Consider the following 25,672-nt stretch of genomic DNA (forward strand, 5'->3'; position numbering starts at 1 on the left):
TTCATTTTTTCCTCTACCGCTTCATTGCACGAGGCAAGACCTACCGTTAATAGGCAATACAAATATTTCCTCATGCACACGTTTCTTTTTATTGTCATTAATTTCCTTTACCGAGCAACGCGATCCATTGATCTCTGTACCCCGTATTACGAACCCCGTTGGAGTGCGCCCTTTTTCCTTCCGGAACCTCTAGGTCAAACGCATAAATATGATCTTCGGGAATGCCCATCGCCCTATAGGTCTCAACAATAGTCGCCGCGGTAGGCTCCTCTACATGGTAGGTGCCGTACCAACGATCCAGGGGCGTTTTGCTTTCTTGAAAATACCATTTGGCTATTTTGTCCTTGGAGGAATAGTCCCATCCCCCAGAAAAATCGATTACCCTGGCCACCTCATGGGTCTTTGCTATAAAGGCCGACATCCCTCCTCCTTGCGACTGTCCGGCAAGTGCTATTTTGCTCCATTTGGGTTCGCCGTCTTCCAAGTAACGGCCCCAGTCCCAGTTTTTATCGTTCTCGGACAAATACTCCAAAAGCTTTGTAAGACGGTTAACTATGGCATCATAGGGTCTGTCATCTATCAACTTGAACGTAGTATCGCCATACACCCTTCTATTTCTAAATTCCTTTGCACAATCAGAGTTCGCTACCAACGCATCCCCTTTACATATCCGGGCGATCGCCGGAGTGTTTATATACGAAAGGTTGATCACCGCATACCCTTGCCGCACCGCGGTATAAAAGAGATTTTTCGGTCCCTTCAGGGCTATACCGTTCGTACCCGGGATAAAAAGCAACAACTTTCCCTGTTCGTTGCTTGGGTCATAGGCCACAAAATGGGGTGTATCGGCTTTTTCTATCCTGGGGTCGGTCGCGGAAGGCTTCACTTCCAGCACCGTATTGGGTGCCGGGAACAAGCCGGGTTCCTGTGCAAAGGAGCAAACGCATTGGGATAAAAACAAAACGGTCAGCAACAAATGGTTTTTCATAGCGCTATATCGGTGTTCGGTTCTACAGGCCATTGTCGCACACATTAAACCGTGATCAATTCATTCCATTTATCAATAAAATCGACACAGGCCCTTACCATATTTTTTGTGTTCCTTTCCCCTCTCTCCACGGTGGCCTCCTTGGGGTCCAGTTCCCCCCATACGCCCGTCTTCGTCATTTCGAGGGTAGATGTCCCTTTACCCGTTTCCTCGGCCTTTAAACCTTCGGAGAGAAACAACAGCTTTTCGGTAGGTTCTTCATTAATGACTGCGGGCACCATATCCGCCAAATGCTTGGGCAACGATAATTTAGTCGGTTTGGCTTTGTCCAATTGTACCAAGCTTGGCATCAGGTAAAGGGAATTGGATGTTTCTCCCGTACCGGCATGGCGATCCAGTGCCCGAGTCTCTTTTTCTTCCCCACTTTGTAGATAAGGCTTCACGGCAACGCCAAAATCTACCGCAACGGCCGAGGTCTTCTGGTTTATCTGATCCACCAAAAAGGTGGTGATCGCCGTGTTGCCACCGTGCGAGTTCATCAACATAAACCGCTTGAACCCATGTTTTATAAGGCTCTCTACGGTTTCCATATGTACACGCAGTATGGTTTCCGCACTTAGGGTAATGGTGCCCGCAAAGGCCATATGATAAGGGGACTGGCCTGCCATTAACACCGGTGCCACCAAGACATCGCGCTCTTGGGCTATAAGCTTACAAAGCTCTATTCCGTTTATAAAATCGGTTCCAATGGGCAGGTGGCTCGAGTGTTGTTCCAATGCCCCGATGGGAATAATGGCCAGATCCGATTTCTTTAAAAAATCCTCCACTTCGGGCACTGTCATGTGTGGCAAGTAGTTTTTGATCTTGCTTTCTTTCCAAAGTGGATTGGTGAGGGATTCTTTCATCATTAAAAATTCTTATTTATATAGGTAAATCTGCACTTTATGAATACTCGTACCTTATTTGATTACTATAGTTTCCAAATGAACAGGGACAATAACATTTGCATTGGGCGATACCGCTTTTACTTCGTCGATAAAAGGCATTACTTTTCTCTTGATAGGATCTTCTTGGGAAAAGCCATAGGGAACCCTAAAATTATCCCAATGTACTGGTATAATGGTTTTTGGAAAACCTGTTAGCGACATTAAACGTTCCGTATATTTATAGATTTCCAACCGTGAAAGATTGATGCCCGGCACAAGGACATCAGGTCGTAGTCCGGCTACTTCCCTTTCAATAAAATTCATTGATCCGGAGGTAAGTATTTTATGCGAATCGATACGCAACAAAAACATAAGGGACCCCCCTTCTATAAATTCCCCTACCCTCAAAGGAACATTTAACTTAGCGGGATCTGAATATGTTTCTGATTGAAAGTAACGCTTATCGCCCAAAGCCGAATGAATGGAAGGTACCACCCTTACCGAAAAACCATCGAACTGATAATCTTCCCCTCCTTTAACGGTAATCAATTGTTTTTGTGCTATACCATAAGCCTTTAAGATAGTGGATGTAGTTTCTGTCCCAATAACAACTGCTCCCGTTTTTTTGGCAATGTAGGGTACATCCGCCAAGTGATCTGTATGGGAATGATGGACCAAAATATAATCTGCCTTGGTAATTACTTTATTTATGGCCACGGTATCCGATTCGTAAATATCATCACCATCATATACCTTACGGTCATCTCCCTCTCCATAAAAACGAGGGTTTCCCTTTAATTTGACCCTAGAAATATAAGGGTCCACCAAAATGGTAAGGCTATCGTTTGTAATTTCCCAACCAGCGACCCCCAGGTATTTCATATGCACTTCTTGACCCAACAAATTTTGGGCGCTCACCAATACGCAACAAAGACCGATATATTTAACGAGAATCGATTTCAATTTAATCATTTCAGTGTTTTTTAATCTTCCACTTCAACCACGCATTCCACTTCTACGGCCTGTGCCCTTGGCAATGTTGCTACACCGATGGCCGCCCTGGCATGGATGCCCCTTTCTCCAAAAACGGCTACCATTAGGTCGGAAAAACCATCTATCACCTTGGGTTGCTCTATAAAATCAGGTGTGGAGTTCACTAGGGCCAACACCTTTACGATACGTTTTACCTTTTTTAGGTCGCCCAACATTTCCTTAAGGACGGCGATTTGGTTGATGGCCGTTAAACGTGCCCCCTCGTAGCCTTTTTCTATGGAAATATCAGCTCCCAATTTTCCCGTTATCTCTACCCCATTGGCGTACCTTGGTCCTTTTCCCGCCAAAAAAACAAGGTTTCCCGTACGTACCCCGTTCACATAATTTGCCACCGGATTAGGGGCTTTGGGCAGCTCTATGCCAAGTTCCGCCAACCTGGCTTCCGGATCGTAGACTTTGTGTTCCATTCTCAATTCTGTGTATCCCTATTAGGTGTAAAATCCGCCGCTGTCCACAAACCTTCGCTTTCATAATAATTTCCGTTGGTCATTACCGCGGACACCGTCCTAATATTGTCTATGTTTTCCAACGGGTTCTTGTCCAAAATGGCGATATCCGCCTCTTTGCCTACTTCCAACGTCCCCGTTACATCATCCATGCCCATGGCCTTGGCAGGCACTATGGTCGCCGTTCTGATGGCTTCCAACGGAGTTAGCCCCCCTAACTTGTTATAGGTCTCTATCTCTAAAAAGAGCCCGAATCCCGGTGCAAAGTTGTCGGTACCGGCAACTACCGGAATACCCGCTTTATAGAACTTGCCGATCACCTCCGCGGACTTAATAATATTCTGTTTCAATTTTTCGGCACGGGCTTCGGACGCTCCCGCCCTGAACCTTTTGCCCTCGAAGAGTTCGTAGGCCATCCTATAGGCTTCCGGCTCCAGGGTTTCCACGGGTTCGCCTTTGGGCAATGTACGTATTACGCCCAACCCAAGGGTAACGTCCAGAACGGTACCGTGCTTTAGGTAAAAGGCGATGGCATCGTTCACCATTTCGTCCGTAACTTCATTGTCCACCATGAAATAAGGGCCTAGATCCGATATTTTCTTGTCCGTAAACAAAGCCCCTAAAATCCTATTGTAGTGGCTCAACATATCCATACCATCTTCTACCGCCAACCGTGCATCGTTCACCAGGGCGGGCACATGACCGGTGACCGTCATGCCCACTTTATGGGCCTCTTCCGCCAATACTTTTAACATTTCGGGTTCTATGGAGGTATAGATCTTGATCTGCTTGTAACCGTTCTTATGGTACAGTGCCACTGTTTCCTTTGCCTCCTCTACCGACCTTGCACGTATTACACCGTTGCCCTTTATGCCTGGGCCATCGGTCATACCCGCCAAAAGGATATCGGGTCCCAATGCCCCGTCCTTGGCAATGGCGTCCCTAAATGCGGTCGCGAACTCCAGTTCGTTTCCATTGTCCCGGATCGTGGTAACCCCACCGGCCAAATAAGCGGGTGCCCATTGTACCTGGTTGGAGTGGGCGTGCATGTCCCATAGCCCTGGGATCAGGGTCTTCCCTTTTACATCGATCACCTTGGCCCCTTTCGGTACCTTTACGGACTCCCTTTTGCCGATCTCGACGATCTTGCCCTCTTCGACAATGATCGTCATATCCTTTCTGACCCCTTCACCGGCCACATCAACAACATCGCCCCCTACCAAGGCTACCACCGGGTATTCCGGGCCTTTCAGGTCTTGGGTGTACTCGGCCAGCTGGGCCATTTGTTCCTCTACATTGCCCTGGATAAAGGTGGGTAATGCCTCTTCGTATTCCTCTTTGATCATTTCCCTGATCTGGGTGTTCGCCTTCACCAAGGCGACCAAATTCTGCGACTCGTCCAACCAAATGGTTCTACCGCCCCAGTTGACACCGGTAGTAACATATCTGTCCAATACCCTTTGCTCACCACCTATCGTCACGGTATCCTTGCCCCTATGGGTCACCGTTACCTCTCCCCTGGGGAAGGTGGGCAGGCTTTCTTGCCCATATTTAAAATAGCAATGGTACAGCATCATCTCTATGCCCGCAGGAATATTACTGTGGAGGGGAAAGAAATGGCCGGACACCTTTTGCGTTACCTTGTCAAAATGTTTTTCCCAAACGGTAATCTCTTCGGGACCTATTTTCTCCACTTCAAGAATATTGGTGGTATCCTTGGAGATTCTTTTGCTGCTGTAATAAACAGGTTCCAAATCTTTGGTAAGCCGCAATTCCGACAACACCCCCGAAATGCGTCCCCGCTCGTTTTCGCCCTGCAGCGATTTTACATATATGGTATCGTTCTCGGTGTACACCTCATAGGTCTCCTCACCGATAGGGGATTGCCTTCTGTGCACTATGAATGTTCCATCATCGGTGAAATTGTCCCACTTTGACGATTCCGATGTACATGAAACCAACGATATGGACAGGAACAGCCCCGTACATAGTGATTTTGTGTATTTGCTAATACTTATCATTGATCTTATAGTTTTTCTTCCATTTTTTATTGAACCATAATTCACCTTATATCAAGGAAACTTTGGAACGTATTTGTTAAAGTAATAGAGGTTCAGCTCATCAGAGTTACTCTCGATAATGTCTGGTTTTTCGTCCCCGTTCAAATCACTGACCATGATATCATAGGTGTTGAATTTTTTATCGCTCAACACTATTTTTTTCCAACTTTTACCATCTTCCTGATTTAGAAAAACAGTATTGGGCGCCGCTACATTACCTATGACAATATCCATAGTGCCATCCATATCCATATCGGCAACCGACAGGGAATATGATTTATCGGAACTGGCATCGAATACCATTTTTCTATTAAAATCCCCTTTTTTACTTCCAAAATAAATCACGTTAGGCTCGCCTATATTAGCTGTTACAATATCTAAATATCCATCTTTGTCCATATCGGCAATAGCAACAGATCTGGTATTGTCCGTACCTGTACCATAGGGTATTCTTTTAGAGAAATTAAGCTTGCCATCATTTAGATACACATAATTGGGCTGCTCGTCCCTATTGGCCAGAATAAGATCATTATGGCCATCAGCGTTCATATCCGCCACTTCAACATCTATTGTAGAGTCTTTTTTAGAACCAAAACCTATAGATTTGGTAAAGTTTCCCTTTCCATCATTAAGGCATATCTCATTTTCCTTTCCACGGTTGGTTATTAGAATATCCATATCACCATCACCATCGATGTCCGCAACTACGATATTTCTAGTGGGTGCATACGCTTCACCGAACCTAGAACCTTTTGTGAATTTCCCATTTCCATCATTGATAAAGATGTAATTGGGCGCCATATCGTTACCAACGGCTATATCCAAATCGCCATCGTTGTCAAAATCGGCAAGCTCGGTGGAATAACTGGTTTCTTGCTCGTCACCCAAAATCTGTGAAACGGTAAATACGCCCCTGCCATTATTAAAGAAAACCCTATTTTGACCTGGCCAATGGCGACCGTTGGCCACGAGTATATCCACATCTCCATCCTTGTCTATATCTCCCAAGCCCATAGATGCCGTACGCTCTTTATAGGTACCTAAAATTAACCTGCCACTGGTAAAGAACTCAGAAGACTGACTATAACCTGTAGCTACAAAAAGTGAAAAAAGAAATATATATATCTGTTTCATTATTATTTTTTTAAATGTATGATTGGTGAGTTTGCCCGTTATTACGGATCTATTTAAAATGATCGATGCCCACGCTATTGTACAGTTCCTTGGCATAGTAAAGGTTACCGCCCTTCATGGTCCATTCCACCCTACGGATGTCGCTGATATCTTCCAAAGGGTTTCCGTCTATAAAAATCAAATCCGCTTTCTTTCCAGGCTCAATAGAACCATAGGAGTCGGAGACCCCCGTTATTTCCGCAGATTTTATGGTCGCCAATTTCAACACCTCATTGATCGGGATACCGGCCTTTACATAAAGTTCCAGCTCGCGATGGTACAAAAACCCGGGAAGCCCATCGGTACCGGGAACGATATCCACCCCTTTGTGGTACAGATCTGAAATTACATCCAACATTTTATCATAGCTCGCCCTGTACCTCGCGATCTGCTCCCCTTCTTGCGGCAGCCCACCGGCATAAAAACTACGCTGGTATATGACCGGGAACCTATCTTCGACCATGCCGTAGGTCGGGCTTACCTCTCCCAATTGGGCCAAAAACTTGTTTTCGAAAATGGCCGCCGTAGGGTCCACCAGGATATCCTTTTCAAGGAGAAGGTCGATAAAATCGGTATATTCCCTTGATTTAAGATCCAGATCGGCCCCATATTGTGCAGGCATCGTAAATCGCAGCGGGGTTCTGGTATCTATGGTGTCCGATAAGAAGTTAAGGAACAGCATATTGATATGCTGGATCTCGTTATACCCCTGCTCAATGGCCTGTGTTGCGTTCATGAACGCAGGAATATGTCCGCTCACCCGCATACCAAGGGAATGGGCCTTTTCCGTCAAAGGGGCCACCCATTCGGGTTTTATGGAGCTATATAATTTGATCTGCTGATAGCCCAATCTTTTATAATCCTCTATCTCCGCCAATCCCTCTTCCAGTGTTTCCACCACGTTCCTTTGGTTCGCGAACGGACCGGGACCATCGATGATACCACAAAAGGTTACGATGTGCGGCCCAATAATCTCATTGTTCTCGAACTGGTCCCTTAACCGATATAACTGTTTGTTATTGGCCAGATCCCTGACGGAAGTCACCCCTCCGGCAAGATATAACGCCCCCCTGAACTTCGAATTATGGGTATGCATATCGAACATGCCCGGCATAAGGGTCTTATCTGTACCATCAACGACCTGAACATCGCCAGAAATAGTTTTTTGACCCGTTGGTACGATTGCCTCAATGGTTTCGCCGTCTACGAAAACATCTTGGTTCGGAAGCAAAGATCCTTCCTTGGTAAATACATTTACATTTTTAACGACTACCCTATCCATGGCATGGGTAAGGTCTTTAGCGACTTCGGCGAGACCTTGGTCCTCTATGGAATCCTGCATCTTCTTCATCTCCAATCGAAGATCGCTAAAGTCCTTTCTGACAATGTGGAGGTTTCCGGCTATTTTGCACACCATTTGGCCCCCTTGCATCCAGATATAGGTCGGACTCAGGTCCAAGCCCTTCATGATAAGTAGGTCAAGCGTATCTCCATTGGATAGTTCTAACGGTGTCTTTTTTGTCAACTCCGCCTCGCCCGTCGGATACAGTGCCACTTTCCCCGTTTCCGATTTCAGGGCAAGTTGGGCAAGAATTTCATATACCGCGGGGGAACCATCAAAGCGAAAATAAAGTTGCCCCCCTTCAAAATCATCCTTGGAAGTACCGAACATATTGTTGATGGTTGCCGTCCCATCCGCCACCAAAAAACTCTCATCTATCGCCACCTTGGAATAATTGATCCCCTTTACGGTCTGGGCGGTAATAAAGTTTTCGTCGCTAAGCGATATTTCCTCGTTATATTCCGGTCCGCGGCCTCTATCGGTATAGGTGTAGTAATATTTATAACCATGGTCCGATGTCTGCCATTTCTCATAAGTGCCCGCTAGGCTTTCCCGGAACACCACATCGTAAACGGTCTTGTCCTGCTCTTTTACATCTTTACACGAGAACAGCAGGCTTACCGCCAAAACAATTATTCCAACAGGATATTTCATAGATGGATATTAAAAAATAGGGTTCATTAAAAATGTGTGCGATAAAGCGCCAAGAACTATCAAGGCTTTAAGGTTTCTTTATAGAACCGAAGCCAGTTCTGTCCCAATATTTTTTCGATATCCCCGGTGCTATATCCTCTTTTGTCCAAGACTTTGGCCACTTGAAGATATCTATCCGGCTTATCGAGCTCGGGGATCCATGGCGGCCATTGTACCTTATAGGACGGTTTAAAACGTGTCAACCTTGGCACGTACCAATTTTCGCGCGTGGCCCCCGTGGCCTCCAAGCCTTGGATGGCAAAATCGGATGCCAGGCCGACATGATCGATCCCTCCGATCTTGACCGCATGGTCGATATGGTTCACATAGGTCTCCAAGGTCGTGTCCGTTCCAAGGTTCGGACCGATCATATAGCCCAAGCAGATAATACCGATAATACCTCCCTTATCGGCCATGGCCTTGATCTGATCGTCCGTTTTCGCACGTGGATGGTCTTTGTGCAAGGCCTCGCACATGGAGTGGTTTATGGAGACCGGTGCTTTACTGTACGCTATACCATCGTTGGTGGTCTCCTTGCCACAGTGCGACAGGTCGACCATAATGCCCAGCTCGTTCATACGCTCAACGACCTCTACGCCAAAATCGGACAGGCCGCAATTGGTACGTTCAGTACTTCCATCGCCCAAATAGTTTCGCTCATTGTAGGTCAACTGCATCCAGCGCATTCCGGCATCGTAGAGCTTGTCCAAATTTTTGATGGACCTGCCCACCATCGTGGAGTTTTGAAAACCGAGCATCACCACGACCTTCCCTTCCTTTTTGGCCCGCTCATAGTCATCGGCGCTCGTACCCAAGATCAACCGGTCGGGGTTTTCCTTTATGATGGTCTGCCAGTTGTTCAAGTTCCGCAGTCCTTTCTCTAAATTTCCCGAATCAACGGAAGCGTTGAATCCTGTATAACCCGATTCGGCAAGCGCCTTGAAAGAATCCTCGTTCCAGTTACGTGAAATGATCAGGCCATCGTTGACAATGGCGTTGTTATATAGCTTTTCTATGTTTTTCTTTGGATGCTCCAATCCCATTCCAATGGGCCCCTTGCCACTGGCAGGTATGGACTCCATGATCGACGAAAAGGAATATGCCATCTGACTTGGCAACAAGGTTCCAAGAGATAACAACTTTGCAATGTTTCTTCTGTTTTTATCCAAAATATTAACTTTTTAAGTTGGATTTATATACCATTTCCGGCAAAATTTTAAAGACAAATTGAAATACATTGGAGAGGGGGAAACACACCATATAAACATGATGCTTCTCCAATGTATACAACTTTATAAATAACCACCTTCATTTTTGAAGGTTACACGTATCGTGTCAACTACTAATAACCCGAATTTTGCTCTATGTTCGGATTTGCATCCGTTTCGCTCTGTGGAATCGGTAAAATATTACTGTCATCACCATAAGGTATATAACAGATGCTTGCAGTACATTGGTCTCTTTGGATATCTTTCTTATATCTCATCAAATCCCATAACCTTTGTCCTTCAAAACATAGTTCCAATCTTCTTTCGAATAATATTTCCTCTATAAGCTCGTCTCCGGTAGCAGTAACATCGGGTGCGGAAGGAAGGGCTCTTTGGCGAACCGTATTTAGATCTTCTTGAGCCCCGGAAATATTGGTACCTATTTGAGCTCTTGCCTCTGCCCTGTTCAAGTAAATTTCAGCAAGACGTATTACCTTTATGTTATCATACCCGAGAACATCCGGATACTTATTCATTCTATAAGGAGCATAGTCCCCTACCAATAGATCATCTTCTATAAACACCTGTAACCGGGCATCATCCTCTTGATATAAAGAGATTACATCATCCGAAGGCAGATAATCCCCGTAACCATCCACCACGTACATTGCGCCCAAATTGTTACCTCCTTGGTTATCAGACTCGGTCTGTGATATTTCAAAAATGGATTCTGAGGTGTTGTCCAAAGACCATAAGTTTAAATAATCGGCATTGTCCACCAAGCTATATCCTCCTGTTTCAATAACCTGGGTAGCCATTGCTTCGGCATTTTCCCAATCTTCCATATACAGATATACCCTTGACAACAAGGCTTTTACCGAAGTAGACGAAAGTGTATTGGAATTCCCGGTTCTTGACGCATCGTCCATTAAAGTCAATGCTGTAGTCATATCGGATATGATCTGATCATACACTTCGGCAACCGTATTTCTTGATGGTTCCAAGGTATAATCAAAATCCAAAATAATAGGCACACCTAAGTGATCGGCATCGGCCGTATAGGTATAATGATTTGCAAAAAGTCGTACCAAATCAAAATAAATTAGGCCTCTTAGTGCATAAGCTTCACCTAAAATTCGATTTTTATCATCTTGCGACGTTTCTGACACTTCTACATCGGAATTGATAATATTGTTCAAAGCATTATTGGTATAGTACAATCCGGTCCATAAGCTTTCTGCTTGGGCATCGGAAACACTTTGTACATGCTGTGCATAATCTACGATCCTATTGGCCTGTTCATTTTGTTTGACATCATCAGCCATAACATCAGGAATCAAGAACATATATCTACCGTAGTAATAAGCACTTTGCAGTTCATCATAAACCCCAGAAATGGAAGTCTCTAGATCTTCTAAGTTTGTTAAAGCTTCTTCATTTGAAACAGAGCTCTGTGGACTAACCTCTAAGAACGATTCTGAACATGACAAGAAAAACCCTATCACGATCATTACTAATATTTTGCTATAATTTTTCATTAGTCTTTTTTTAGTTTATAATTTAATATCTAAGCCTAAAGAAATTGTTTTCATTGCTGGAGTGGTACCAACATAGCTTCCATTTATTGCTTGTTCTGGATCTATATACAGATCCTTATCCTTAGTGAATGTTAAGATATTGGTACCCCTTGCATACATTCTCATTGAACTGATATGTAATAGGGATGCGATTTTCTCGGGAAAGTTATAAGATACAGTCAAGTCTTTTAAACGGATATAACTACCATCATATAGCCATCTTGACTGGTTTGCCTCGTTACTACCAGATTGCCCTCCCCAAACGAATTTTGGAAACAAGGCATCGGTTTTTCCTTCTACCCATCTGTTTTCGAACAAATAAGTTGCCGTACTTCTTGGTGCCAACCTACCATCTCCCAATGTTCCTCTGGCCCTACTATCAAAGAGATAATTACCATATGAGTACATGAAATTGGCACTTAGACTAATTCCTTTATAGGATACAGCGGTGTTAAACCCACCATAGAAATCAGGAGTAGCGGATTTTCCTACCAAAAAGCGCTCTGCTTCCCCAATATCGTTGGTTATGGTAGTTCTAGTCTCATCGGTGTACCATTGTGGATCACCGTTCGTTTGGTCTACACCTGCCCAATCATACAGATAAAAAGATTGAAAATCTTGACCTACCTGTCTTCTATAGGCCCCATCGGTATAATCTTCTGTAAGCTTGGTGATTTCGTTTTTCAAGAAAGTAGTATTGAACCCAAGGCTCCATCTAAAATCTTTCTTATTGATGACATCGGCATTTAAAGAAAGTTCCAAACCGGAATTGGTCATTTCTCCAAAGTTTTGTGTAAGTTCCGTAAAACCAGTAGTTCTGGAAATAGGCACATCTAAAATAAGGTCGGAAGAAACTCTTTTAAAATATTCAACAGTACCGTTTATCCTGTTGAACAAACCAAAGTCCAAGCCAACGTTAAAGTTCTCTTGCGTTTCCCAAGTAAGATCGGAGTTTTCTAATTGTAAAGGACTACCACCTGGCGCGCCGTCATAATCCTCTCCGTAGGTATACAATCCTAAAGAGGCAAAATCGCCAATGGCCGCGTTACCTGTAACACCAAACGAACTTCTTAATTTAAGCATATCGATAAAAGTAACATCATCGAACAGAGACTCTCTGTTTATGTTCCAACTACCTCCAACAGAATAAAAAGTACCATATCTGTTTCCTGAACCAAATCTTGAAGACCCATCACGCCTTATACTTGCAGACAAATAATATTTACTTGCATAATTATAATTGGCCCTTAAAAACATGGAGCTAAAAGTATATTCAGACTTAGTTCCCCCTACTGTAAATTCGGAAGATGCGCTACTTAAAGTTTTAACTATGTCGTTTGGGAAATTGGTGCCAGAACCCCAATGAGATTCTTTTATGGTCTGTTGTGCTTCATAACCACCAAGGAAATTAAAATAATGATCGTTATTTAAAACTAAATTATAGTTCACCGTTTGGGTACCCACCCAAGTTTTTCCGGAAACCGTACCTTCATAAGCATATCCGTTATAATCGTATCCAGATCCGTAACGACGGTTATCGTATTGTGATTCGTTAATATTATATACGTCAAAATTCCATTGCGTCTTAAACACCAAATCTTTCACGGGGGTAACCGAAACAGCAAAGTTGTCGATAATACGGGTGGTCTTGGTCAACCATGTATCATCACCACTTAAACTACCCACTGGGTTACTACCGATTGGGAAATAATTTACATGTTCTGCATTATATTCACCTTCTTCATCATAAATAGGAATAAGTGGTGATAATTCTAAAGTACTTTTAAATGGGTTGTTCCAAGAACCTCCATCAGGTGCCGTACTGGAAGTAATATCAGAAATTGATATGTTGTTAGATATGGTTAAATAGTCACTTGCTTTGTACTCTAGGTTGGCACGGGTACTATATCTTTTAAAGCCATAACCAATAATATATCCTTCTTGATCCATGTACCCGGCAGACATAAAGTATTTTAAATTGTCTTTTGAACCATTTACGCTTAAGTCGTAGCTTTGGGTAACACCGGTGCGCGTAATGGCATCCAACCAATTGGTATCGGTAGGTTCACCTGTTGATGGGTCTATTTGTTGGGTGTATCTGGAATTTAGTCGGTCTACAGCCTCTTCATAAGTATCTCCCTGATTCATGTACCCTTCTATAAACAATTCTTTATACTGAGCTGCATTTAAGGGTTTTAGTATATTCTTTGAAGCTTGTGAGTTAAAGCCAGTAAGTGTTTTTAATTCTATAGTAGCTTTACCAGACTTACCTTTTTTGGTAGTAATCAAAATAACACCGTTTGCTCCCCTGGAACCATAAATTGCAGTAGAGGCTGCATCTTTTAGCACACTTATACTTTCTATATCGTTTGGGTTTATGGAAGCCATAATATTTGAACTGGCTCCATCATTATCATTGAGCGCCTGACTACCTGATTGCAAAGGAATACCATCTATCACATATAATGGCTCACTAGAGGCATTGATAGACCCAATACCCCTAATTCTAATTTGGGTATTGGCACCAGGAGCACCATCGGAGGCAGATGCCTGTAATCCCGCTACATTACCCCTAAGAGACTGTTCAAAACTCGAAGTCGGCACTTGCTCTAGTTCTTCACTTTTTACGACTCCGACAGATCCTGTAACGGACTCCTTTGTCTGAGTACCATATGCCACTACCACAACCTCATCCAAAGCGGCTACATCTTCTTTTAATGTTACATTAATGCTAGTTTTGCCATTAACATTAACTTTCTGGGTAACCATCCCTAAATATGAGAATACCAATACATCATCATCCCCTGCATTAATGGCATAGTTTCCATCAAAATCGGACTGTGTTCCAGTGGTGGTTCCTTGCACGACTACGTTCACCCCAGGAAGCGGCATCCCCGATTCATCAGATACAACACCCGTAATGGTTTGTTGTACGACTTTTACCTCTTCTTCTTTTGGGGTATTGTCAGATTCGTCTTTTCTTTCCTTGACAATTATTTGCTTGCCAATGATCTTGTAGGTTAAACTCGTATTTGAAAGTGCCCTATCGAGAATCGTAGACACTTTAGCCTTCTTTAACTTTAACGAAATTTTCTTCTTGGTCTTAAGAACATCATCGTTATAGAAAAAGACAAAATCACTCTTATTTTGAATTTCCTCAAAAAATTCTTCAATAGTAATATTCCTAACATTTATTTGGACCTCATTTTGAGCCAAAATAATATTACCATAAACAGACGTGAGCCCAATACCAATAAATAGCAAAAATGTTCTCATAATGACCAATATGGCCGTACTTAAGGTTTTTTTCATACTTTTGTTTTGGTTATAGAATGTTGCTGTTCACCACAGCAATGTTGTTTTAATTGCCAGAAGATGCTGGAACACCTTCTGGCTTTTTTTACTAATTCAAATAATTTACTTTTTACTTCATATAGTGGGTTTTTGTTAATAGATTATTATTTCGTTTTCGGAAAGCTCGTAATCTATAACTGAACTTTCTTTTATACTTTCCATTACTTTCTTAATATCCTCGTTCAAATCCAAATATCCCGAGAACGTCTCATCGGACGATATTTTTTCGATACCCACAATGTTCAGGTTATAGTATCTGGATATCTTTTTTATTATATGTCTTAGGTCATCTTGTTTAAATATCAAATAACCTTCCCTCCAAGAAAAATACGACTCCACGTCCACCTTTTCAGAGATAATACTTTTGGTGTTTTTATCGTAACTGGCCTTGGTACCGGGGGTAATCCTAAATTTGTCCATCGGTTCCGACGTTTCAGAATTGCCCAGATAACTAATTTCTACACTACCGCTTTTAAGCACTGTATTTATAGAACCTTCGTCTTGGTAATTAGTAACCCCGAATACGGTACCCAATACTTTTATCCGTTGGTTTCCAGAAACCACATAAAATGGTTTTTCTTTGTTATGGGCCACTTCAAAAATGGCTTCTCCCTCTATATAAACCTCTCTTTTATCATCACTGAATTTTGCCGGATAAACCAACTTTGAGCCCGAGTTTAACCATACTACGCTATTATCAGAAAGCTTGGTTTTCAACTTTTTACCATAAGGCACCAATAGTGTATTGTAAACTGGCTCATCTTCTATCCTCGTTTTTTGGCTAATGGTCTTGGTCGACCCTACCGAAATATCCTGGCCAGTGTTAGAATAGGTTACCATAGCACCATCCTCATCAATCTTTATTTCGTTTTCCTTACCAAGAATCAATGTCACCTTATCGGTATTTCCATCATGGCCGGAAACATTGGAGTTTACATAATCTGTAATGGACATAGGCTGAGAGGTAGACCGATTAAAATAAAACCCGATACCGCCCAAGAATAATAACGATGCGGCAAAGGCAGCCAAAAACCTGACTCTTCTTTTTCTGTACTTATATTTTTGTACCGAATTAAGTATCCTATTTTCCAAGTCTTTCTTTTCTGAAAATGTAATTGGCAAATATTTTATTTTTCTATCCGATCTTTTATCCTTCATTATTTGTTTGATCTTCTATATTAATTTGGGACTATACTTGTCTAATCTTCTTACACATATAAAGCAGCATTCGCACATTATATAGACAGTATTTGTTGTTGTATTTATTAAAAAAACTCTGATTCTATGAACGTAACGCCTTGAGAGCCCTGTAGACGATTGTTCTGGCCGTTTGCACGGTTACTCCCATTATTTCGGAAATTTCCTCATAGCTCTTCTCTTGATTGAACCTAAGATATATACCCCTTCTTTGTTTTTGGGTCAGGGTATCTAAGACGGCCGAAAGTTTTTCGTTCTTTTCCGTTTTTCGTTCGGCCCTTATTATGGTATCCTCGTGAGATTTGATGTGGTTCTTAAGGCTGTCTTTTAAAAGGTAGTCGTTTTCTTCGGACAAGACCACTATTCTATGTTGGTACTTCTTGTTTATTTTTCGCTTTAAACATTTAAAAAGGTAGTATTTACCATCCTCTAAAGCCGGTATACTCTTCTTGTATTTGTAGAGGTCAAGGAAAACATCATGTATGCAGTCCATTACATAATTTCTATCCTGTGAATGACGAATACCATAAGAAAAAAGGTCTTCTACATGTAAATTATACAATTCTCCCAAAGCTCCTTCATCACCCTTCTTCAGATTATTCCAAATAGCCTTTTCAGAAGTTTTTACTATCCTCAGTTTACTTTCCCCATTAGTAGTGCTATACCCATGATCAGCATTAAAACTAGTATTGGATTCCAACGCCCTTTCACCACGCTCTTGCATATGTCTTGGTTATTTTTGGTTTACATATATGACCCGACTCTTTATTTTAAGCGTTCTATTTTCATTTTATAGACAAAAAAAAGTAACTATTGCGATATTGTATTATTTAGGTATGTCATTTTACGTATTAAATAAAAATACCATACATATATTGCGTTTAATGTAAAGTCTCATAAAACAAAGGGGGCAATAGACGAACGACCAAAAAAACCTTTGCCTCTATCGCACACACCCGGTAGATTAATTAATTTTAATCTAAGATAAAAAAAGAGCTCCATTAAATCTGCTCCTAAAAGATAAAATATTGTGTAAACAAACACGCCTAATCTTCCCAAAGCTCCACGACCATTTCTACCTCAACCGCCATATTACCCGGCAAAGACCCCATACCTACCGCTGCTCGCGTATGCTTTCCGTTTTCTCCAAAAACAGCGACCATTAAATCGGAATATCCATTGATCACTTTTGAATGATCCTTAAATTCTGGAATGGCATTTACCATCCCTTTTACTTTTATGATTCTTTTTACCCTTCTTAAATCGCCCAATTCGGTCTTTAGCACCGATAATTGATTTATTGCCGCCTCGCGTGCAGCGGCATACCCTTCCTCTATAGTTAGGTCCGCCCCCAACTTACCAACAACATTTTCTCCATTGGCCTGTTTTGGTCCTTTACCGGAAAGAAACAATAAATTGCCGCTTTGTACGGCATGCACATAGTTTGCTACAGGATTTCCCGGATTCCTGAACGTAATTCCCAATTCGGCTACATTGGCCTCTGGGTTGTAATTTATATTGGAAAGAACTTTGTTGTTTGTTTCCTTTTCCTCGATTTTTCTTTCTAGGTCCGTACAACTTAAAATCGCAAAGCTTATAAAACCATAAATAATTTTTTTACCGAACATTTTCATAGTGGTCTGTATGGTATATTAAAAGTTACTTAACAACTCATTATCAACTTGGTATCCCCAAAATACCTGCCTGAAATTTCACAAATAACACCAAAAAATAGACAAACAGCATATTTTTTACACAAAATTGTAATCAAAGTACGATTTTATTAAAAAAGTGTTGATATTATTTCATTTTTGTTAGTTTAGCATATTAACCAAAAACATAACAACAAAACCAACAAAATATGGAGAGTTCAACTTCGACATCAACTGTTAACGCGAACAGGTTATTTTATGCCAGCTGTTTTGCGCTTATTACCACCGCTTTTTCCTTTAGTATAAGAGCCGGTATTTTACCCCAACTTGGCGAAGAATTAAGTTTAACCGCCGAACAATTGGGCTTCATCAACTCTATGTGGTTTCTAGGTTTTCCGATATCTATGGTCATTGGGGGACTCATCTACCACAAAGTAGGTGGCAAGGCAATTATGCAATTTGCATTTTTTGCCCATGCCGTAGGAATCATATTGACCATATATTCTGGAAGCTATATCGGGCTTTTAATATCTACCTTATTGATCGGGTTGGGCAACGGCTGTACAGAAGCTGCCTGTAACCCCATGATTGCAGATGCATACCAGGGCACACGTATGAGTACCATGCTGAACAAATTTCACATGTGGTTTCCTGGAGGTATCGTTATAGGAAGTTTGGTCTCTAAATTTATGACGGATGCGGGACTAGGTTGGGAAACCCAAATTTGGATCATCTTGGTACCAACTATCATCTACGGCTATCTTTTCTTCGGACAATCTTGGCCTAAGGCCAAGGTAGAGGAAGGGGCAACTTTAAGTGGTAATTTAAAAGCCATGATCTCTCCGCTTTTCATATTTATGATTATCTGTATGTCTTTAACGGCCGCATCAGAATTTATTCCACAACAATGGTCCAGTATAATTCTTTCTAAAAGCGGTGCACAACCCATGTTGATATTGGCATTGGTAACGGGTATTATGGCCGTTGCCAGGTATTTTGGTGGAAATATGGTCAAAAGGTTCGACCAAACGGGCGTTCTTTTAGGATCTGCCGTACTGGCGACGGTAGGCATCTATTTATTTAGTACGCAAACAGGGGCCATGGCCTATGTAGCTGCTGTATTCTTTGCTCTTGGGGTTGCTTATTTTTGGCCGAATATGATTGGTTTTGTTGCCGATAAAATTCCTAAGAGTGGTGCTTTGGGCATGTCTATCATAGGAGCTGTAGGGATGTTTTCGCAAACCATTTTTCAACCTATTACGGGAAGATGGATAGATAACGATTTAGAGGCCGTAGCCGCCAGAGGATTAACCGGTGATGAGTTGGAGTTGGTCGCAGGCCAAGAAACAATGCGGACCATCACCATCTTTCCAATTATATTGATCGTGCTTTTTACCTTTCTATATTTTTGGATGAAAAACAAAAAATCAAAAGAAGTGGCGGCAGCATAAATTGCATCTCCACAAGCAAAAAAAGGATCGCTCAAGGCGATCCTTTTTTTTGCTTATTGAAACCTCTTGTCAATCCATCAAAATCTCTAAAATTTCAATGGCCGCTTCACTAATTTTAGTACCTGGCCCATATATGGCCGTCACCCCTTTTTCTATAAGAAACGGATAATCTTGTTTAGGTACCACACCACCTACTATTACCATAATATCGTCTCTGCCATATTTCTCCAATTCTTTGATCACTGCCGGCACCAATGTTTTGTGGCCTGCAGCCAACGATGAAACTCCTAAAACATGCACATCGTTCTCAACGGCTTGTTTGGCCACCTCTTGTGGGGTTTGAAACAATGGACCTATATCTACATCAAAACCCAAGTCTGCATAAGCGGTAGCCACTACCTTTGCCCCACGGTCATGCCCATCTTGCCCCATTTTTGCAATCATGATTCGCGGCCTCCGCCCTTCTTGTTCTGCAAGACGATCGGCTAACCCCTTTGCTTTCTTAAAGCTGTCATCTTTACTAATTTCTTTAGAATACACGCCTGTAATAGTATTTGTTATTGCTTTGTGCCGACCAAAAGCCTCTTCCAACGCATCGCTTATTTCGCCCAAGGTAGCCCGGACTTTTGCAGCTTCTACCGCTAAAGCTAATAAATTGTCGGCCTCTTTATTTCCATTTAATCTTAGCTCTGCAGCTGTAGCAATATTTTTCAACGCTTGGTCAACGGCTTCTTTATTTCTGTTTTTCTTAAGTCTGGCCAACTGATCTAATTGTTTTTTTCGAACTTTTTCATTGTCCACCTCCAGAATACTCAGATCGTCTTGTTGGGCTAAAGCATACTTGTTTACCCCCACGATAGTATCCCTACCACCATCTATTCTCGCTTGTTTCTTTGCTGCCGCCTCTTCTATTTTCATTTTGGGAATACCTGCCTCTATAGCTTTGGTCATGCCTCCTAATTCCTCTACTTCCTCTATTAACTCCCAGGCTTTATGGGCCAATTCATCCGTTAGCTTTTCTACATAGTAGCTGCCCGCCCATGGGTCTACCGTTTTGGTTATTTTAGTTTCTTCTTGAAGAAATATCTGTGTTTCCCTGGCAATTCTGGCCGAAAAATCCGTTGGCAAGGCAATAGCTTCGTCCAATGCATTGGTATGCAAACTTTGGGTACCTCCGAATACCGCGGCGGCGGCTTCTATTGTAGTGCGTGCCACATTATTAAACGGGTCTTGTTCCGTTAGGCTCCAACCACTTGTTTGGCAGTGTGTTCGTAACATTAAGGACTTAGGGTTCTGCGGATCAAATTGTTTTACCAATTTTGCCCATAGCATTCGGGCCGCCCTCATTTTGGCAATTTCCATAAAATGGTTCATACCTATACCCCAAAAGAAAGATAGCCTTGGAGCAAAATCATCTATTTTGAGTCCGGCACTTAAACCTGTTCTAATATACTCCAAACCATCTGCCAAGGTATAGGCCAACTCTAGATGTGCCGGTGCACCCGCTTCGTGCATATGGTACCCCGATATACTTATACTATTAAACTTGGGCATATATTTACTGGTATACTCAAAAATATCCGCTACCAATTGCATGGAAGGTTTTGGAGGATAGATATAGGTATTACGCACCATAAATTCTTTAAGTATATCATTTTGAATGGTTCCCATTAATTTTTCTTTGGAAACATTCTGCTCTTCCGCCGCAACTATAAAGAATGCCAGTATCGGTATAACAGCACCGTTCATGGTCATGGACACCGACATTTTATCCAATGGAATACCATCAAAAAGTATCTTCATATCCTCTACCGAATCTATGGCGACACCTGCTTTTCCAACATCGCCGACAACCCTCTCGTGATCACTATCATATCCTCGATGGGTAGGGAGGTCAAATGCAACAGACAGTCCTTTTTGGCCGGCCGCCAGGTTTCTTCGGTAAAAAGCATTGCTTTCTTCGGCAGTGGAAAAACCTGCATATTGGCGAATCGTCCATGGTCGTTGAACATACATGGTGGCGTATGGCCCGCGCAAAAAGGGAGGCATGCCAGCCGAAAAACCTAAATGTTCCACCCCCCCAATATCTTGATCGGTATAGTTCTTTTTTAATGCGATCCCTTCGGCCGTCACAAAAGTTTCGTCCGTTTCAACATTGCCATTGCCAAGACGACCATTGGTTTTCTTTATATGAATATGCTGAATATCCTTCCTACTCATTTCCAATTCTTTTTTGTTCTATAGCTTCCGCCAATCTACGCTCCATAATTGGCTCTATCAACGTTTTTCTAGGTTTGTGCTTAACAAAAGGATAAAGCTCAAGATCATTTTTCATTTTGTCAGATTCGTTTATGTATTTGTTGGTTCCTACCAGCACCTCATCTTGGGCATCGAATCTATTCTGTTGTTTTTGCGCCGATTCCTTTATCTTTTGTTGTATGGTATGTGTTTTTAATTGTTTTAAAAAACCACCTCCCTTTTCAATAGATTTAAATAATTGCAACCCCTTTTCTGCAAGCTGTCCGGTTATATTTTCGATATAATAGGCCCCATCGGCTACATTAGAGACTTTATCAAAATAACTTTCCTCTTTTAACAGTAGTAACTGATTTAGAGAAATACGTTTAGAAAATTCGTTGTCTTTATGATAGATGGCATCATACGGTAGATTAAATATGGTATTGGCTCCACCTAAAACGGCCGACATACATTCGGTAGTTGTGCGCAACATATTGGTATTATAGTCGTAAAGAGTCTTGTTTCTCTTGGACGGAAAAGCAGTAATATGGCAATCTATGTCTGCCCCATACTCCTCGGCCAATGTTTTCCACAACAGGCGCAATGCCCTAAATTTTGCTATCTCAAAAAAGTAATTACCCCCTATAGCACAATTGAAAGTGATATTCTTTAATTGCCCCAAAAGGCCATTTTCAGACAAATGGTTCAAATACTCATTGGCATGAGCCATGGCATAGCCCAATTGCTGGGTTATATTGGCACCTGCATTTTCATATAACGAAACATCAACACTCAAAATATTTTCACCAGAACCCCGCAGTAGACCATTCAATATTTCATGGTCTTTTGTAAGATTAAAATACCAATTGCCCGATCGTGCCAAATTACCAATGATATCTACATTAAAAAACATTTTACTCTCCTTGTAACGGGGCAAGGCCACGATAGAACTAATATAGTCACCGGATAAAAATCGAAAATCGAAATACATGGTATTTTTTTCCGTATCCAGATTTTTAAAAAGAGACTGCACCTGAATCTTCTCTGTGGGTACGGTAAACAAGAGTGCTTCAGCACCTCTGTTCAATTCTTGTATCGCATTCTTGTTCGCATGCTCGGCATTGCCGGCATAAATTGTTTGGCCAATAGTCCAAGTATGGTTTATAACTGGGCCATTTCCTGTATCTCCAGCAACATCATCACTATGGTAAAAGGGCTTTACCTTAATACCTTCGGGAGACTCCCAAACCAATGTTTTGTTATAATCAGCACCTTTTAATTGAAATTGAATATTTTGTTTCCATGCCTTCGCAGAAATTTCAGGAAACTCATTAAAAAGGGTATCGTTTTTCATCTTAAGCCATAAATTTTGTATTCAAAAGACAACTTGAACAATGCTAAAAATATATATGGGATATTTTTAGACAGCCGCATATCAAAGATACAATAAGATCAGTGTTGTTATTTGTCATACTTAAAAACGTTTACCATAACGAGCTGTCGAATATAATTTCATTAACCAATAAAATATACCCATCTCTGTATCAACAAGAAAAAGGCTCCCTGTAAACAGGGTGTTACCGAGGTTATAAATGCCTTATTTTTGACCTAAATAAATCTTAGCATATTGTCAATTAAAACATCCTATCATATTTTCTGTAATCGGAGCCTCATAAAGCCTCTGTCTCCGTTCATAAAAAACGCATGTCTATTTTTAGTCCTGCTGTTTTCTTGTTTCTATGTTTTTGCTCAAGAAGAGATAAGGATAACAGCCTTTGGGCATATTCCAAAAACGATTCCCGATTCATTGTACACCCGTTTAAAACAGACAAAAACCGACAATGAAAGACTTCACTTATATTATATAATAGGTGAACAATACGCTAAACACGGTAATGCGGATTCTGTAAATTTTTACGGAAATAAAATGGATAGCGTCTTAAATGGCAGCAACTTAAAAGATAGTCTGTTACACATTCTAAGAATGAAAAAGTTGTTGGGCGATGGCAAATTCATAACAGGGTTCGACGATGAGGCCCTAAAGCAGTATTTAGAAGGTATTACCGTTTCTGACTCTCTTGCCCTTACCTCTAAAGAGGTCATTTGGCTGAGGCTCGGCCTAGGAAAGGTATATTTAAGAAAAAGGGAATACACCAGTGCCAAGAACATTTTTGAAAAATGTGTTCAAGAAACCGTCAATGAAGAGATCAAGGCAAATGCCTATTACCTTTTGGGGGTACTGGCGACCATGGAATATGAGGATTACGATCTATCGTTATCTTATTATGAAAAGGCAAGATCATTGGCCCAAAAACCATCAATGGACAGGCTTTTACTTAAGATCGAATTAAATGAGGGAGCTATTTTTCTTAACCGTAAAAAATATGACAAGGCATTGGTAAATTTTGAACATGTAATGAGGGCCAGCATGGAAAAACAATATTATGGGCTATACACCAATGCCGTATTAAATTATGGAGACGCCTACAGTGAGCTTGGTGAGTTTGAAACGGCGGAAATGGTCTTGTCAATGGCATATGCAAATGCTATAAACTGGAATCGTCTAGAACTACAAAAAAGTATAATCCAGGGCCTAAGAAATGTATATGTTGCCAAAGGCGATTATAAGAACGCCTATAATTTAATGACCCGTTACAATTCCATTTCCGAAGAAATACTGGAAAACCAGAACTTAAAAACCATAAAGGACCTGGAATACAAGTATAAGACACTGCAAAAAGAAAAGGAAATAGTAGAACTTAAAAGAACCCAATTGGCGAAACAAAATGAAATAGAACGTCAAAAAACCATTAAAAAGGCCGTTCTATATGGTTTTCTTGTTCTTCTAATTCCTATTATCACCTTGTTATACGTTTATTATCAGAAACTACAGGCACAAAGCCTATTGGCGGCCAAACAGCAAGAACTAAACAATAGAAAAATAACTTCTTTGCTAAACGAGCAAGAGTTAAAAATAGCAAAAACCGCATTGAGCGCGCAGCAAGAAGAACGCTCAAGAATTGCCCAACAATTACATGATAGTATTGGTGGTAACCTAGCTGGCATAAAGTTACAATTATCAAACGTCGAAAAACCCAACGATACCCAAGTTGGCATCATGAAACAGGTAAACGAGACCTACGAACTGGTTCGTGAAATATCGCATAACCTAATTCCCAAGAAATTCAACGAAAATGCGTTTACCATGTTACTTACCGATTATCTTGAAAAAATCAAAACCAGTTCTAATTTAAGTATTGCCTTTTCTGCCCATCCGGAAGAAAAAATAAACGGATTGTCCGAAAAGATCAAAGTGGAACTCTATCAAACTATACAAGAATTGACCACCAACACCTTAAAACATGCAAATGCGACCTCTATAGAACTACACCTAGGTTTTTATAACAATACACTTCAATTGTTATTTGAGGACGATGGAATAGGGTTTGATATGAAAAAGAGCCATGAAGGAATCGGCATTACCAATATTAACACCAGAATAAAACAATTGCACGGAAACATCGTTCTAGATAGCACACCCGGAAGAGGTTCTGCCTTTACCATAACCATACCCATAAAAGATATCGATGAGAAAGTATAAGATAATCATTGCAGACGACCATAAGATGTTTTTGGACGGCCTAATGAGTATTTTGGCACATAAAGAAACGTATGAAATTATATTGACCGCCAATAACGGTAAAAATGTAGCCAAGTATCTTGATATTAATAAGGATGACGAAATCGACCTTGTTATAACCGATATAAACATGCCAGAATTTAGCGGTATAGAACTAAACAGTTATATCAAAAAGAACCACCCAAGCATAAAGACCTTGGTGGTAAGTATGTTACACGACACTAAAAGCGTACAAACATTGACAAAAGACAATGTAGATGGCTACATACCAAAAAATGCCGAAAAAGATGAGCTTTTATTGGCTATTGAAACCATTTTAAAAGGCGATAAATATTTTTCCCAATCCATAAAGGACGTGTACTTGAAAGGCATGTTCTCGAATGAAAAAAACATGGAAGATTCGTTATCGAAACGAGAAAAAGAAGTCTTAAAATTAATAGCACAGGAATTTACGACCCAAGAAATTGCCGATGAGCTATTTTTAAGTAAACACACCATTGAAAGTTATCGTAAAAACCTCATCTCAAAGCTAGGGGTCCGAAACCTTGCCGGGCTTACAAAATACGCCATTAAATTAGGCTTGGTAGAATAATACCCCTGTTTTCAGGGAGTAATTTCTACGGAATAATGGGCTGTTTATGGCATTTTACCACAATACTTTTACACCGTAAAAT

Annotated in this window: 18 protein-coding genes; 3 read left to right on the forward strand and 15 right to left on the reverse strand. The window is 41.3% G+C overall.

The genetic code is table 11. The features are described from left to right. Positions 1-97 precede the first annotated feature (97 nt). From AB657_RS11580 to AB657_RS11640, 13 genes are all read right to left on the reverse strand, one after another. The gene (locus tag AB657_RS11580) at positions 98-1,021 is read right to left on the reverse strand and encodes a BPSS1187 family protein (RefSeq protein WP_157491698.1); all 924 of its coding nucleotides are present in this window, start codon (positions 1,019-1,021) and stop codon (positions 98-100) included. A gap of 11 nt (positions 1,022-1,032) precedes the next feature. Beyond that, entirely contained in the window at positions 1,033-1,896 is an 864-nt protein-coding gene (locus AB657_RS17715; RefSeq protein WP_084696421.1) for a creatininase family protein, read from the reverse strand. A gap of 51 nt (positions 1,897-1,947) precedes the next feature. Beyond that, positions 1,948-2,886 carry an MBL fold metallo-hydrolase gene (locus AB657_RS11590; RefSeq protein WP_084696422.1) on the reverse strand — a complete coding sequence of 313 codons (939 nt, stop codon included), beginning with the start codon at positions 2,884-2,886 and terminating at the stop codon, positions 1,948-1,950. Positions 2,887-2,897: 11 nt separating this feature from the next. Continuing rightward, positions 2,898-3,374 carry a RidA family protein gene (locus AB657_RS11595; protein ID WP_047246631.1) on the reverse strand — a complete coding sequence of 159 codons (477 nt, stop codon included), beginning with the start codon at positions 3,372-3,374 and terminating at the stop codon, positions 2,898-2,900. 2 nt (positions 3,375-3,376) lie between these two features. Continuing rightward, on the reverse strand, positions 3,377-5,434 hold the full coding sequence (locus AB657_RS11600; RefSeq protein WP_157491707.1) for an amidohydrolase family protein: 2,058 nt from the start codon (positions 5,432-5,434) through the stop codon (positions 3,377-3,379). A 51-nt stretch (positions 5,435-5,485) separates the two neighbouring features. Continuing rightward, the gene (locus AB657_RS11605) at positions 5,486-6,607 is read right to left on the reverse strand and encodes an FG-GAP repeat domain-containing protein (RefSeq protein WP_047246633.1); all 1,122 of its coding nucleotides are present in this window, start codon (positions 6,605-6,607) and stop codon (positions 5,486-5,488) included. Between the two features lie 49 nt (positions 6,608-6,656). Continuing rightward, entirely contained in the window at positions 6,657-8,642 is a 1,986-nt protein-coding gene (locus AB657_RS11610; RefSeq protein ID WP_052958693.1) for an amidohydrolase family protein, read from the reverse strand. A 59-nt stretch (positions 8,643-8,701) separates the two neighbouring features. Further along, entirely contained in the window at positions 8,702-9,850 is a 1,149-nt protein-coding gene (locus tag AB657_RS11615) for a dipeptidase (RefSeq protein WP_084696423.1), read from the reverse strand. A gap of 173 nt (positions 9,851-10,023) precedes the next feature. Then, the gene (locus AB657_RS11620) at positions 10,024-11,427 is read right to left on the reverse strand and encodes a RagB/SusD family nutrient uptake outer membrane protein (RefSeq protein WP_047246635.1); all 1,404 of its coding nucleotides are present in this window, start codon (positions 11,425-11,427) and stop codon (positions 10,024-10,026) included. A 15-nt stretch (positions 11,428-11,442) separates the two neighbouring features. Further along, the gene (locus tag AB657_RS11625) at positions 11,443-14,778 is read right to left on the reverse strand and encodes a SusC/RagA family TonB-linked outer membrane protein (RefSeq protein WP_047246636.1); all 3,336 of its coding nucleotides are present in this window, start codon (positions 14,776-14,778) and stop codon (positions 11,443-11,445) included. A 135-nt stretch (positions 14,779-14,913) separates the two neighbouring features. After that, a complete protein-coding gene (locus tag AB657_RS11630) occupies positions 14,914-15,978 on the reverse strand; it encodes a FecR family protein (protein ID WP_047246637.1) in 1,065 nt (354 codons plus the stop codon). Between the two features lie 124 nt (positions 15,979-16,102). Continuing rightward, positions 16,103-16,741 (reverse strand): RNA polymerase sigma factor, encoded by a 639-nt coding sequence (locus AB657_RS11635; RefSeq protein ID WP_047246638.1) that lies wholly within the window; start codon positions 16,739-16,741, stop codon positions 16,103-16,105. A 322-nt stretch (positions 16,742-17,063) separates the two neighbouring features. After that, positions 17,064-17,645: a RidA family protein gene (locus tag AB657_RS11640; RefSeq protein WP_052958762.1), complete on the reverse strand. Its 582-nt coding sequence runs from the start codon at positions 17,643-17,645 to the stop codon at positions 17,064-17,066. Between the two features lie 233 nt (positions 17,646-17,878). Here AB657_RS11640 and AB657_RS11645 point away from each other — a divergent pair, with 233 nt between their 5' ends. Further along, a complete protein-coding gene (locus tag AB657_RS11645) occupies positions 17,879-19,120 on the forward strand; it encodes an MFS transporter (protein ID WP_047246639.1) in 1,242 nt (413 codons plus the stop codon). 69 nt (positions 19,121-19,189) lie between these two features. Here the strand turns inward: AB657_RS11645 and scpA are convergent, their stop codons facing one another. Continuing rightward, on the reverse strand, positions 19,190-21,340 hold the full coding sequence (scpA, locus tag AB657_RS11650; protein ID WP_047246640.1) for a methylmalonyl-CoA mutase: 2,151 nt from the start codon (positions 21,338-21,340) through the stop codon (positions 19,190-19,192). Beyond that, entirely contained in the window at positions 21,333-22,712 is a 1,380-nt protein-coding gene (locus AB657_RS11655; protein ID WP_047246641.1) for a methylmalonyl-CoA mutase subunit beta, read from the reverse strand. The genes scpA and AB657_RS11655 overlap by 8 nt, the downstream gene beginning before the upstream one ends. Before the next feature lie 573 nt (positions 22,713-23,285). On the opposite strand from AB657_RS11655, the gene AB657_RS11660 reads away from it, so the two are divergent. Together AB657_RS11660 and AB657_RS11665 are read left to right on the forward strand one after the other, a co-directional pair. Continuing rightward, positions 23,286-24,959: a tetratricopeptide repeat-containing sensor histidine kinase gene (locus tag AB657_RS11660; RefSeq protein WP_157491709.1), complete on the forward strand. Its 1,674-nt coding sequence runs from the start codon at positions 23,286-23,288 to the stop codon at positions 24,957-24,959. Next, a complete protein-coding gene (locus AB657_RS11665) occupies positions 24,946-25,590 on the forward strand; it encodes a response regulator transcription factor (protein ID WP_047246642.1) in 645 nt (214 codons plus the stop codon). The genes AB657_RS11660 and AB657_RS11665 overlap by 14 nt, the downstream gene beginning before the upstream one ends. Positions 25,591-25,672: the final 82 nt, after the last annotated feature.

This window comes from Maribacter thermophilus (assembly GCF_001020565.1).
Classification (GTDB): Bacteria; Bacteroidota; Bacteroidia; order Flavobacteriales; family Flavobacteriaceae; genus Maribacter; species Maribacter thermophilus.